8 protein-coding genes and 1 pseudogene are annotated in these 13,252 nt (G+C 53.8%); 7 read left to right on the forward strand and 2 right to left on the reverse strand.

Annotated features, from left to right (window positions below; all coding sequences use genetic code 11):
• Window positions 1-3: 3 nt before the first annotated feature.
• On the reverse strand, window positions 4-2,007 hold the full coding sequence (locus JCM2850_RS03390; RefSeq protein WP_025869775.1) for an LTA synthase family protein: 2,004 nt from the start codon (window positions 2,005-2,007) through the stop codon (window positions 4-6).
• Between the two features lie 61 nt (window positions 2,008-2,068).
• Complete coding sequence (gene queF, locus JCM2850_RS03395) at window positions 2,069-2,488, reverse strand: preQ(1) synthase (RefSeq protein ID WP_025869776.1); 420 nt, start codon at window positions 2,486-2,488, stop codon at window positions 2,069-2,071.
• A gap of 61 nt (window positions 2,489-2,549) precedes the next feature.
• On the opposite strand from queF, the gene smc reads away from it, so the two are divergent.
• The 7 genes and pseudogenes from smc (at window position 2,550) to msrQ (ending at window position 13,102) form a co-directional block, all read left to right on the forward strand.
• Window positions 2,550-6,041 (forward strand): chromosome segregation protein SMC, encoded by a 3,492-nt coding sequence (smc, locus tag JCM2850_RS03400; protein WP_025869777.1) that lies wholly within the window; start codon window positions 2,550-2,552, stop codon window positions 6,039-6,041.
• 145 nt (window positions 6,042-6,186) lie between these two features.
• On the forward strand, window positions 6,187-7,656 hold the full coding sequence (locus JCM2850_RS03405; protein ID WP_025869778.1) for a cell division protein ZipA C-terminal FtsZ-binding domain-containing protein: 1,470 nt from the start codon (window positions 6,187-6,189) through the stop codon (window positions 7,654-7,656).
• A gap of 8 nt (window positions 7,657-7,664) precedes the next feature.
• Window positions 7,665-9,766: pseudogene (ligA, locus tag JCM2850_RS16805) on the forward strand (NAD-dependent DNA ligase LigA).
• Window positions 9,763-10,560, forward strand: a complete 798-nt coding sequence (gene cysQ / locus JCM2850_RS03415; protein WP_025869779.1) for a 3'(2'),5'-bisphosphate nucleotidase CysQ — start codon at window positions 9,763-9,765, stop codon at window positions 10,558-10,560. The pseudogene ligA and the gene cysQ overlap by 4 nt, the downstream one beginning before the upstream one ends.
• Complete coding sequence (locus JCM2850_RS03420) at window positions 10,557-11,486, forward strand: tetratricopeptide repeat protein (RefSeq protein WP_081774927.1); 930 nt, start codon at window positions 10,557-10,559, stop codon at window positions 11,484-11,486. The genes cysQ and JCM2850_RS03420 overlap by 4 nt, the downstream gene beginning before the upstream one ends.
• A 42-nt stretch (window positions 11,487-11,528) precedes the next feature.
• The gene (gene msrP / locus JCM2850_RS03425; RefSeq protein ID WP_025869781.1) at window positions 11,529-12,494 is read left to right on the forward strand and encodes a protein-methionine-sulfoxide reductase catalytic subunit MsrP; all 966 of its coding nucleotides are present in this window, start codon (window positions 11,529-11,531) and stop codon (window positions 12,492-12,494) included.
• Window positions 12,494-13,102 (forward strand): protein-methionine-sulfoxide reductase heme-binding subunit MsrQ, encoded by a 609-nt coding sequence (gene msrQ, locus JCM2850_RS03430; RefSeq protein WP_036265388.1) that lies wholly within the window; start codon window positions 12,494-12,496, stop codon window positions 13,100-13,102. The genes msrP and msrQ overlap by 1 nt, the downstream gene beginning before the upstream one ends.
• Window positions 13,103-13,252: the final 150 nt, after the last annotated feature.

Consider the following 13,252-nt stretch of genomic DNA (forward strand, 5'->3'; position numbering starts at 1 on the left):
CTATTAGTTTCCAGGGGCGACGTGGTAGCGTTGTTCACGGTAAAGCAGGGCAGGCAGCAAGGAGTTGGCCAGGGCGCGTTGCTCCAGATTGATTGCATCTGCGGGAGGTGCTGAGGCAGTGAAATCCTTGGATGGCAAATCCCAGGTGCCATGCGCAGGTGGTTTTCCTGCACGCAGCACGACCACTTGATTGCCCTCCATCCAGGCAAAGTTGTTTTCAAACTGCATCATGGCACGGCCTTTGGCATCGGCACCTTCACGACTGAGGTCACGCCCCGTCATGGGATGTTGCGCCTTGATGCCCATCAGGGACAGTGCAGTCACGGGAAGGTCAATCTGGCTGGCAACGGTCTTGATACGGCGTGGCTCAATATCTGCCCCCAGAATCAGTGCAGGAATATGGAAGTGCTGTATGGGCACCATATCATGCCCATGGACTCGGATATCATGATCGGCCACTACAACAAATAAGGTGTCTTTCCAGTAGTCACTCTGCTGCGCCTTGGCAAAGAACTGGCCTAATGCGTAATCAGCATATTTGACCGCATTATTGTCGGTAGCCTTGACCGGATCATAAAGGCTGATACGACCATCGGGGAACTCGAACGGCGCATGATTGGACGAGGTGAACACCAGGGTGAAGAAGGGCTTGCCGCTGGCATGGCTGGCGGAAATTTCTTCATGTGCCTTGTTGAAGAGATCTTCATCAGAAGCGCCCCAGCTACCAACAAAGACCGGGTTGACGTAGCTTTCCTGATCCTGCTCGCGCTGGAAGCCATTGCCCATGAAGAAGCCCACCATATTGTCGAAGTGCGACTCTCCACCATAGATAAACTCTGTGCTATAGCCTTGCTGCTCCAGCAGAGAGGCAATGGTAAAGAAGTTACGCTGCGACAGTGATAGCTTGACCACGCTCTGCGCAGGAGTAGGTTGGAAACCTGTCACAACCGCTTCAATACCGCGCACTGAGCGTGTGCCCGTGGCGTACATCTGCTCAAACCACCAGCCTTGCTCCTTGAGTTTTTCCAGATTAGGGGTCACCGGAGTGCCGCCCAGAGACTCAACGAAAGTGGCGCCCAGGCTTTCTTCGAGAATAATCACTAGGTTGAGAGGTTTGTCGCGCTGACGGCTAGGAGTCAGTGTGGCAAAGGTAGACAGTTCTTTATTAGAAGCGGCATCAAACCCTGCGTCAAAGCGTATGCGGGTTTCTTTCACCAGCTTGTAAATCTCGGCTTCAGACATGGTGCCATACATTTCACTGGAGCGATTTTCATGCTTGAGGCTGTATACGGCATGTATCAAGGACCATGAAGAATCCAGGATCAGGCTATTGACCATGGAATCCGTGGTGCGCGCAAACATGGCAGGATTGGCTGGGCGGTGACTGATAGTGCCACGCACGACCAAAGCAACTAGCAGGAAAATAATAGGCCAGCTCAGCAGGGTAGCGCGGGTAGACCAGCGTTGCTCCTGCTCAAGCCATGGCCGCATGAGCCAGGCCACGGCCAGCGTAGAAAGCAAGGTGCCAAGCACGCCTGTGATGACATGGATACGGAAGCCACCCCACAGCATAGGCAAGACTTCATGAGGATATTTCAGATATTCGACAAACAGGCGATTGGGCCTGCTGTCGTATTCACCGATAAATCCAGGCGTGGAAAGCTCCAGCAAAATCACCAGGCTAGTTGCTAGCACCACCCAAAAGTAGCTAAAGCGGCGCCATTGTCGCCAGAATTTGGCATTGGCAAGAAAAGGCAGCACAAGCAGGGCAGGCAGCCATAACAAGCCTATCTGTATGCTGTCCACACGCAGGCCACTGAGCATGACTTCCTGCCAGCTGGACACGGCAGAAACGCGATCTGCTTTCCACAGCACAAGCCCGGCACGGGAAATGGTGAAAACTACCAGGCTGATCAAGCTCATGACCAGTAGCGGCGCATAAGGGCAAAAAGGTTGGGCCCAGCGCCAGACTCGGGCACGGAAACTACTGATCGCGGATTTAACCATGCAAATGCCTTTCCAGGCTGTGTTCTAAATGGAGCGAAGACTAATGGCAGCTAAGGCCTGATCAGCCACGGATATTGGAGTTGGTATCAAACTGGGCCAACTCAACGCGTGGTTGAGGCTGCCAACCTGCCTGACGGTGCTCTGCCACGACATTGGTGAAGATGCCGCCACGCACATAGAACTTGGCGGTCAAGCGCATGAATTTGGGATCAGTAGCGGCGACCAAATCATCCAGAATGCGATTGGTCACAGCTTCATGGAAGCAACCTTCGTCGCGGAAAGACCAGATATACATCTTGAGGCTCTTCAGTTCAACACAGCGCTGGTCTGGGATGTAATCAAGGTAAAGCACAGCAAAATCCGGCTGACCGGTCTTGGGGCACAAGCAGGTGAACTCAGGGATTTCCATATGGATATGGAAATCACGACCTGGGTTGGGGTTGTCGAAGGTTTCCAAGACTTTGCTGGGTTGACTAGACATAAGGGCTACCGTATAACTCTGGTTATCAAAAAAGTGTCATTATAGCCAAGACCTTCATCAATTGCGCCTGACTCATCTAAAGCTCGCCGGTTTCAAATCTTTCGTAGACCCCACCACCTTGCATATCCATGGCCACCGCGTAGGCGTAGTGGGCCCGAATGGCTGCGGCAAATCCAATGTGATGGAGTCCATACGCTGGGTATTGGGTGAATCCAGCGCCAAGGAAATGCGCGGCGAATCCATGTCCGACGTGATTTTCAATGGCTCGGGCAATCGCAAGCTGGCCTCACGTGCCAGCGTGGAGCTGATTTTTGACAACAGCTTGGGCGGCGCAGCGGGTGAGTGGTCGCAATATGCGGAAATCTCAGTCAAGCGCGTGATAGAACGCGATAAAGGCTCTACCTACTTCATCAATAACACCGTAGTGCGCCGTCGTGACGTTGCCGATTTATTTCTCGGTACGGGCTTGGGCGGGCGTGCCTACGCCATCATCGGCCAGAACACCATTTCCCGTATTGTGGAAGCCAGGCCGGAAGAAATGCGGGTTTTCCTGGAAGAAGCCGCAGGCATATCTAAATATAAAGAGCGCAGGCGCGAGACTGAGTCCAGATTGCGCGATACCAAAGAGAACCTGACGCGCATTGAAGATATCCGCCAGGAGATGGATAAGCAGATTACGCGTCTGGAATCCCAGGCTGCGGTGACGCTGCAATATCAGGGCCTGCAAAACAAGCTAAAACTTAGTCATGGCCAGTTGTGGCTATTAAAAAAACGCGATGCCGCCAGCCAATGGGAAAAAACTCAGGCGACGGTAACGCGTTTAGGCGTAGACCTGGAAGCGCAAATGGCGGCGTTGCGCCAGAGCGAGAGCAGCCTGGAAACCCTGCGTGAACAACATCATGCTGCGGCCAGCCAATTGCAATTGGCACAAGCTGCCTACTACGAAGCCAATGCCGAAGTGGCGCGCCATGAGCAGCAACTACGCCATAACCAAGAAAACCGTGCGCGCCTGCAATTGCAACAACAGCAGCTCAGCGATCAATCCAGTCGCTTAACGCAACAATCCGAGGAATTTAACAGCAAGCTGGAAAGCTTGCTGAAGCAGGAGCAAGCCGCCAGCCTGGAAGAGTCAGCTGCCAGCACAGACTTACAGGCGCTTAAGCTAAAACTGCCTGAAGCGGAACGGGCTTTCCAGTCTGCACTGCATACCCATACTGCGGCGCAGCGCGTATTGCACGAAGCTGAGCAATCCATACGCCTGGAAGAAACCAATCTCAAGCATGCCGAGCGTAACCAGCAGGATCACCAGCAGCGTTTGCAACGCCTGCAGCAATCGCTTGCCACACTCAAGCTGCCTGACGAGACCAGAATTCTGGCGCTGGAAAGTGAGCATCAGGCGGCTACGCGCCAGCAGGAGCAAGAAGAGCAGCAGCTGAATCAGCAACGTGATCTTGAGCAGTCGCAAAATCAGCACCTCAATCAGTTGCGTGACGCCATGTTGCAGGCCGAGCGTCAGCTTAACCAGACCGAAGTTGAAGCCAATGCCTTGCGCAAGCTGCAAAACAATATGGGCCGGGAGCAACAGCTGGATCAATGGCTGCAACAGCATGGTCTGAGCGCCAGCACCAGACTTTGGCAAGGGATACGCATTGCCGCAGGCTGGGAAACCGCTGTGGAATCCGTACTCGGGGCCAGACTTAATGCCCTGATCACGGATCAGCCGCTGCAAGCTGGCGATGCGAGACCTCCGGCAGCCGTGAGTCTGGTTTACCCAGGCTTAACCCAGGCAAGTAGGCAGAATAGCTTGGGCAGCAAAGTGCAGGTACAAGAGCCAGCGCTGCAAGGGTGGATCAACGACTGGCTGGATACGGTACTGATTGCAGAAAGCGACAGTGCAGCCCAAGCAATGCGTAGCACACTGGCAGCAGGTGAAACCATAGTGACACCTGCTGGTGATATTCATAGCCGCCATGGCGTCAGCCTGCACGCGCAGAATAATCCGCTGCATGGCGTGCTTGAGCGCCAGCGAGAGCTGGAAAAACTGGAAGCGGATATCCCACAGTTGCGGCTGGCGCTGCAAGCCAGCAAACAGTCGGTGACCCAGGCCGAGCAAGCATTGCAAAGCGTGCGCCAGCAACAGCAACAATTGCAGCAGCAACTGCGTAACACAACCCAGGCGCAGCATCAGCGCCATCTGCAATTGCAGCAATTGCGCCAGGAGCTGCAGCACACCCAACAACGCCGCGCCAGTTTGGAGCTGGACCTGAAAAATCAGGAGCAAGCGGGTTTGCAACTAGCCCAGACACAAAACCAACAGCAACAGACGCTGCAGCAATTGCGCAGTGGGCTGGTGCAATTGCAGTCAGATCGCCAAGGCACCCAGGCCAGGCGCAATAGTGCTGAGGCCGAGCTCAACCTGGTGCGGGTTGCCTGGCAAAAGGCTGAGCGCGAAACGCAAGAAAAAGCCTTCAATCACAAATTACTTGCAAGCAATATTAGCGAAGCCCGCAGCCGACTGACTGCGCTCAAGGAAGAGCTTCAAACGCTAGCAACGCGGCAGCAAGAAAACACGGCTTTATTGCTGGGTTCAGACCTGGAACCTCACCAACTGGCACTGGCCGAGGCATTGACGCTCAAGCAGCAACATGAGGCCGCACTGGCTGCAGCACGAGACCTGATTGCTGGTGCAGACCAGGCCTTGCAGCAGCAAGAGCGCTTGCGCCTGCAACACGAGCAGGCACTACATCCACTACGCGACAAGCTTGAGCAGTCACGCCTTAATGAACAACAGGCGCGCCTGCATTTTGAACAATGTGAGCAACAATTACAGGCCTGTGGGCTGCAAGAGTCTGAACTGGTGCAAGGCTTGACGGTCAATACGCGCAGCAATGAGCTGGAGCGGCTGATCAGCACGCTGGATAGCCAGATTGCGGCATTAGGCCCGGTCAACCTGGCTGCCCTGCAAGAGTTGGAGAGCGAGCGCGAGCGCAAGCATTATCTGGATAGTCAGGCTGCTGACCTTGAGCAGGCGATAGTGACGCTGGAAGATGCGATACGCCGCATAGACCGCGAAACCCGTAGCCGCTTGCAAATTACTTTTGATGAGGCCAATCGCAATTTTGGTGAATTATTCACCGAGCTATTTGGTGGCGGCCAGGCCAGGCTGGAAATGCTGGGTGACGAAATTCTCGATACTGGGATGCAGGTATTTGCCCAGCCACCCGGCAAAAAGAACAGCACCATCCATTTATTATCCGGTGGCGAAAAGGCATTAACAGCGCTGGCATTGGTGTTTGCGCTATTCCGCCTTAACCCTGCACCTTTCTGCCTCATGGATGAGGTTGATGCGCCACTGGATGACAGCAATACCGAGCGTTTCTGTGCATTAGTGAAAAAAATGTCAGAGCGCACACAGTTTTTGTTTGTGAGCCATAATAAAATAACCATGGAAATGGCCCAGCAACTGATAGGCGTGACCATGCAGGAGTCAGGTGTCTCGCGCATTGTTGAAGTGGATATGGCCGCGGCCCTGCAAATGCATGAGGCCGCCTGATGTATCCAGCTAAGCTTAAAGTTAGTTTAAAAATAAGGTTAGTTTAAAAGGCAATACCTAGATCAATTTAAAAGATCAGTTTCAAACTCAGATCAACTTATAACCAAGATCACTTTAGGATCAAAAAACTTGGAGCAACAACATAATGACTGATCTACATTGGGCGCTACTGGCACTGGGGGCAGTCTTCATCGCCAGCGTGATGGCCTTCAATTGGTGGCAAGAGCGCAAATTCAAGCGCGAGACCAGCAGCCGTTTTGATGAGCCACGCTACGATGCCCTCATGGAACAAGCCACGCCACAAAGTGATGTTGCCAGCCGTGAATCCACAAGCCGAGAGCGCCTGGATAGAGACGATGATTTCCAGTTTGACCACAATGCCATCCTGAAAGATGAGGATGAAGACAGCCATGCCGAAGTGCGCTTATCCGAGTCTGCAGTCAAGCTGAGCAAAACCGACATTTCCTCCGACGAACAAGCTTTTGCCGGGTCACAATATGTCGAGCCGCAGCATATAGAATCACAGCCATATGCTGCGCCTGAGCTTGATAAAAACCCAAGTAATCACCACTTCGAGACCCAATATCAGCCTGAAGCCGAATTGGAGCCTGAATATCATGCTCAGTTTGAAACTGAGTACGAACCCGAGAATGCCCTACATGAGTCAGCCCTAGCCCAAGAGGCAGAAGACTTGCCGCCCTGGGAAGAAGAAAACCAGCTAGCACCGCAGCCTGCCATGGCTTCTACGCCAAATAACCCACCTCAGCCTGAGCTGCAGTTGCCTGCTGAAATCAACACCGATATCGACTTCTGTGCCGTATTGACACTGGCGCAGCCTGCCAGCGGCTTGCAGTTACGCGAATTTCTGCTCTCTATCACAGATATAGACAAGCCTGTGTATGCCTATGGGCTAGCAGGGGATCAACGCTGGCATTTGCTGACCCGTGAGCAAGAATCCACTAGTTTCAGCGCCGCTGTTTGCACACTGCAACTGGCGGATCGCTCAGGTGCAGTTTCCACTGGCTCGCTGTCGCGCTTCCATCTTGCAGTAGAGGCACTTGCCGACAACCTCAATGCGGATCTGGAATGGATACATGCAGAAAATCCCTTGCAACATGCGGCACAGCTTGATCAGTTCTGCATAGAAGTTGACCAGATGGTGGCCTTCCACCTTACCCAGGGCGGCAGTGGTTCGTTTACCGGCACCAAGTTCCGTGGCCTGGCAGAAGCGGGGGGCTTAAGCCTGGGCACTGACGGTGCTTATCATTACCTAGCCGAAGGTGCGGATGGTGAGAAGCAGGTGCTGTTCTCTGTCGTCAACCATGACCCTCAGCCATTTACCCCAGAAATGCTGCGTAGCTCGGTGATTCGTGGTTTGAGCTTCCAGCTTGATATCCCACGGGTACGCAGCTATGGCGAAGCCTATAACCATATGGTGTTGCTGGCGCGGCAGATGGAACATAGCCTGGGCGCGCATCTGGTGGATGAAAAGCAACGCGAGCTTGGTGATGCGCAGATAGACAAGATACGTCAGCAAATCAAGCTGATACACGACAAGATGGTGGCACGTGGCATAGCCCCAGGCGAGGCCTACGCCTTGCGCCTGTTTTCCTGAAGGCTGAGATGACAACAATCAAGCAAACCGGCCTGTTTGAGCAGGAGGCTGGCGCGACATCGTCTGCGCAAGACCTGCAATCACAAGCGGGGCCAGAAAAAGCCCCGCAGCAATTGCAAGCCTTGCGTGAACAAATACTGACACTGGATTATGAATATTACGTGCTGGATGCCCCCAGCGTGCCGGACAGCGAATATGACAGGCTGTTCAGGCAATTACAGCAGCTGGAATCTGATCACCCCGAACTGATTACCCCAGACTCACCAACACAACGTGTTGGTGGCACAGCACTCAAGGCCTTTGATAGCGTTACCCACAGACAGGCCATGCTTTCGCTCAACAATGCTTTTGAGGACGAGGAGTTGCTGGCGTTCGACAAACGGGCGCGTGAAACCCTGGGTGTTGACAGCATAGAGTATGCCGTAGAGCCAAAATTTGACGGGTTGGCCATTACTCTGACCTATGAGCATGGCATCCTGACTCAAGGTGCCACGCGTGGCGATGGCTATAGCGGTGAGAATGTCACCAGCAACTTGTGCACCATCAAATCCATACGCAGAAAATTACCGCTGCAAACTCCTCCGGCCTTACTTGAGGTGCGCGGTGAAGTGTTGATGCTGAAACGCGATTTCGACAAGCTCAACCAAGAGCAGGAAGCCAAGGGCGAGAAGCGCTTTGTCAATCCACGCAATGCCGCGGCAGGCAGCTTGCGTCAGCTTGACCCCAATATCACCGCCACGCGCCCCTTGACCTTTTTTGCCTATGGCCTGGGCGTGACCGAAGGCGTGCCCGCATTTACCAGCCATAGCGCCGCCATGGATTATCTCGATAGCCTCAAGCTCCCTGTCAGCAGACAACGTGCCGTGGTGCAGGGGCTGGAAGGATTGCGTGACTATTATGTGCGCATAGGTAATGAGCGTAATGACTTGCCATTTGATATCGATGGCGTGGTTTATAAAGTCAACAATCTGAATCAGCAGCGCGAGCTGGGCTTTGTGTCGCGTGCGCCACGCTGGGCCATTGCGCATAAATTCCCGGCACAAGAAGCGCTGACAGAAGTGTTGGCCATTGATGTACAAGTCGGCCGTACCGGGGCAATCACGCCAGTGGCACGCCTAAAACCAGTATTCGTTGGCGGTGTGACTGTGACCAATGCCACGTTGCACAATCAAGATGAAATTGACCGCAAAGATGTGCGCGTGGGCGATACCGTCAGTGTGCGCAGGGCAGGTGACGTGATACCCGAGGTGGTGGGGGTGCTGCTGGAACGCAGGCCTGCCGAGACTCAGCCTTACCAATTGCTGGAAAGTATCAAGCATGCATGCCCGGTGTGTGGCTCACATGCCGTCAGGCTGGAAGATGAGGCCGCTGTGCGTTGTACTGGCGGGCTGTTCTGCTCGGCACAACGTAAGGAGGCCATCTTGCATTTTGCCTCGCGCCGCGCCATGGACGTTGAAGGGCTGGGTGACAAACTGGTGGAGCAGTTGGTGGATAGCCAGTTGGTCAAGACCCTGGCCGAACTCTACAGCCTGACCTTGGAGCAATTATCCGGCCTGGAGCGCATGGCAGAGAAATCTGCACAAAACTTATTGCAGGCTTTGCAGGCCAGCAAGCACACCACGCTGGCGCGCTTTATTTACGCCCTGGGTATTCGTAATGTGGGCGAAGCCACTGCTAAGGACCTGGCGCGCTATTTTGGTGGCTTGGCGGCATTGCAGGCGGCCACTGGTGAAGAATTGCAGCAAGTGCCTGATGTTGGCCCCATTGTGCTGATTCAATTGTCGCCTTTTTCGCCGAGGCCCATAACCGTGAGGTGATCACGGCCTTGCAGGCCGCAGGCATAGAATGGGATGAGGGCACTGGCAAGCAAAACCAGCAGGGCAAGCTCACAGGCTTGAGCTTTGTGCTGACAGGCACTTTGCCCAACCTGACGCGTGAAGATGCCAAAGAGTTGATAGAGCAGGCAGGCGGCAAGGTCAGTGGCAGCGTCTCCAAAAAAACCAGTCATGTAGTGGCAGGCAGCGAAGCTGGTAGCAAGCTGGAAAAAGCGCAGGCGCTGGGGGTGAGTATTCTTGATGAAGCTGGCTTGCGGCAATTGCTGGACGCATGAACACCCTAGAGACACTGCTAGCACTTTCGCGCCAGGCAGGCAGTGCCATCATGCAGGTTTACCAGGGCCAGTTCGACGTGCAGCAAAAGCAGGACAGAACGCCAGTCACCGCAGCCGATCTGGCCGCGCATGACATCATTATGCAAGGCCTGGAGGCCATGCACCCCGCGCTGCCCATCATTTCTGAAGAATCAGAACTGCCAGATTTTGCCGAGCGCCAGGGCTGGACGCGCTATTGGCTGGTAGACCCTTTGGATGGCACACGTGAATTCATCAAGCGCAATGATGAATTCACCGTCAATATCGCTTTGATAGAGCATGGCCTGCCCATCATGGGCGTGGTCTACGCGCCTGCGCTGGATGTTTGCTACTACGCCGATAGCAAGGGTGCCTACAAGCAAGAGGGTAGTAGCCAACCTGTACGCATACAGGCGCGCAGCCTGCAGCCTGAGCGCATCACCATTGCTGGCAGTCGCTCGCACCCAGGCAGCAAAATCCAGGCTTTGCTGCACAACATTGCCCAACGTCATGGCGAGCCTGAGGTGCTGGCCATGGGCAGTTCCCTGAAGATTTGCCTGGTGGCTGAAGGCAGGGCAGACCTTTATCCCAGACTGGGCCTGACCTCGGAGTGGGATACCGCTGCTGCCCAATGCGTGCTGGAACAGGCTGGCGGGCTGCTGGTAGACCGACATGGCACACGTTTGCGCTATAACAGCAAGGACACCATCCTTAATCCCGAATTTTTTGCCCGCGGACTGACCGCACACGACTGGAACCAATACCTGGAATCATGATGACACTTTTCAAGCTACATCCTTGCTTTGGTCTTACCAAGCGCCTTGCTCCCGTCCTTGTCAGCTTGCTGTTAGCCAGCCAGGCTCAGGCTGCGACACTGAGCGAACAATGCTTCACACAACTCAGTGATGGCAACGCCGCAGAAGCCCTCAAGTTGGCGCAGCAGCCTGGCAAGCTCCAGCGGGAGTTGTTGTTGTGTCAGGGTAGGGCAGAGCTGGCACTGGGTCAGCCCGATGCAGCTGTGAAAAGTTTTACCAAGGCAGAACCGCTGGCGAATAACCCACAGGAGCGCGCGGTGACCTTGATGCTCAAGGGCAATGCCTACAAGGCGGCCAGCCAGTTTGCACAGGCGCAGGAAAGTTATAACGCTGCGCTCAAGCTGGCCGTGGAACAGAAAAGCCAGAAACTCCAGGTGATGATTCAACTGCTGGCAGGTGAAGCTGCATTGCAGCAGGGAGATTTCGCCACCACACAAAGCCACTATGATGCCGCGCTCAATCTGGCTGGCAACAATAACGAGCGTGCCGATACCCATGAGCATTTGGCCCAACTCAAGGCCAAACAGGGCTTGTATGACGATGCCATTGCCAATCAGACCAAGGCCGTGGTTATGCAGCGCACTGATGGTACGTTTGATGATTACGCCAATGCCGGGCTGGAGCTAGGGCATTTGTATATTGATGCCAAGGATTACACCAATGCGGAGCGTCATATCAACAAGGTGATTACTCAGGCGCGCGAGGCAGGTGATGGTTATTGGGCCGCCAAGGGCTACTACTACATCGCCTTAAGCCAGTTGGCCAATCAGCGCAAGGATGAAGCCTTGGCCAGCTTCAAACAGGCGCTGGAAATCAGTGACGCCATAGGCGCTGAAAAACTCTCTGCGGAAGTGAACTTGCAGTTAAAAAACCTATCCCAGCAATAAGGCCGGTCGCGGGCTGGCCTCCTTAACCTGAAAGGCCAGATCATGCTGATAGGCAAGCCCGCCGATATCGCCCCCTCCGAAATTACGCCTGTGGAAACGTTTAGACGCAGGCGTGAGATTGTCAAAGCCCTGGGACTAAGTGCGATTGCTCCATTAAGTACGGCTTGGCCAGCACTGGCGCAGGCTGAGGATGCGCCTCACCAGCCTCCTATCAAGCAGTTCAACAAGACTGACTTTGGCAAAGAAGAAAAACTCACGCCCTATCAGGACGTGACCACCTATAACAATTTCTATGAGTTTGGCACGGCTAAGGAACAACCCGCCGTCAATGCCAAGAAATTCCGCACTACGCCCTGGAGCATCAGCATAGAGGGCGAGGTACATAAAGCCCAGACCTTGGACATGGACAAGCTCTTGAAGCTGGCCCCGCTGGAAGAACGCATCTACCGCATGCGTTGCGTGGAAGGGTGGTCCATGGTGATTCCCTGGGTGGGCATACCGCTGAGTGCCCTGATCAAGCTGGCACAACCCACCTCCAATGCCAAATATGTGGAGTTCATCACTGCAGCAGAGCCTGACAGCATGATAGGCGTACGCGCGCCCATCCTGGATTGGCCTTATTTGGAGGCATTGCGGCTGGATGAGGCCATGCATCCACTGACGATTTTGGCTGTGGGCTTGTATGGCGAATACTTACCCAAGCAGAATGGCGCGCCTGTGCGCCTAGTGGTGCCTTGGAAATATGGTTTCAAAGGCGGTAAATCCATAGTGCGCATCCGTTTCAGTGAACGAATGCCACAAACCACCTGGATGCGGGCAGCCGCCAATGAATATGGCTTTTATGCCAATGTGAACCCCAAGGTGGCACATCCCAGATGGTCGCAAGCCAGTGAGCGCAGAATTGGCAGTGGCTTGTTCACACGCCGCATTCCCACGCAAATGTTTAATGGTTATGCCGAGCAAGTAGGGCAGCTCTACGCTGGCATGGATCTCGCCAAGAATTTCTGATGCCGCCCAGCAAGACCACACTTAGCTGCTACAAACTATTGTTGTTTGTATTGGGTTTATTGCCCTTGCTGCGCCTGCTATGGCTGGGCTTCAGCGATGAACTCGGGGCTAATCCGGTAGAGTTTATTGAGCATTCAACTGGCACCTGGGCCTTAGTCAGCCTGCTGCTCAGCCTGGTCATTACGCCCTTGAAGCTGATTTTTGGCTGGCCCTGGTTGCTGCTTTATAGACGCATGTTAGGGCTATTCATGTTTTTCTATGCCTGCCTGCATTTCCTCAGTTATCTCTGGCTGGATCACTGGTTTGCCTGGGCGGAAATTATTGAAGATATCAGCAAGCACCCCTATGTGCTGGTTGGTTTCACGGCTTTAATGCTGAGCCTGCCGCTGGCATTGACCTCCAACCAATTCATGATGCGCAAACTCAAACGCCGCTGGAAAACGCTGCATCAGTTGGTTTATCCAATCGCCATTCTGGTCATCCTGCACTACTGGTGGTTGGTTAAGCAGGATATTACCCAGCCCGCTTTATATGCCTTGGTGCTAGCAATATTGTTATTGGCCCGTGTTTACCTCAGGCTAAACCCCAAACTTAATCCCAAATCTTAATAAGCAGCGCAACAATTTAGGAGGGTAAATAATTTAAATACAATAGATTAAATAATTAATTTAATGTTTTTTATTACAAATAAAGGCTTTTTCGTTTGCGCAGCAATGGCAATTACGCGAAAATAGGCCGCTCCCTAACCCCTGATGTGC

It is taken from the genome of Methylobacillus glycogenes JCM 2850 (genome assembly GCF_000617925.1).
In the GTDB taxonomy this organism is placed as follows: Bacteria; Pseudomonadota; Gammaproteobacteria; order Burkholderiales; family Methylophilaceae; genus Methylobacillus; species Methylobacillus glycogenes.

What these genes read in the sequence shown, in the direction of transcription:
- JCM2850_RS03390 (WP_025869775.1), bottom strand. Translation starts at nt 2,007, where the DNA reads ATGGTTAAATCCGCGATCAGTAGTTTCCGTGCCCGAGTCTGGCGCTGG.
- queF (WP_025869776.1), bottom strand. Translation starts at nt 2,488, where the DNA reads ATGTCTAGTCAACCCAGCAAAGTCTTGGAAACCTTCGACAACCCCAAC.
- JCM2850_RS03405 (WP_025869778.1), top strand. Translation starts at nt 6,187, where the DNA reads ATGACTGATCTACATTGGGCGCTACTGGCACTGGGGGCAGTCTTCATC.
- cysQ (WP_025869779.1), top strand. Translation starts at nt 9,763, where the DNA reads ATGAACACCCTAGAGACACTGCTAGCACTTTCGCGCCAGGCAGGCAGT.
- JCM2850_RS03420 (WP_081774927.1), top strand. Translation starts at nt 10,557, where the DNA reads ATGATGACACTTTTCAAGCTACATCCTTGCTTTGGTCTTACCAAGCGC.
- msrP (WP_025869781.1), top strand. Translation starts at nt 11,529, where the DNA reads ATGCTGATAGGCAAGCCCGCCGATATCGCCCCCTCCGAAATTACGCCT.
- msrQ (WP_036265388.1), top strand. Translation starts at nt 12,494, where the DNA reads ATGCCGCCCAGCAAGACCACACTTAGCTGCTACAAACTATTGTTGTTT.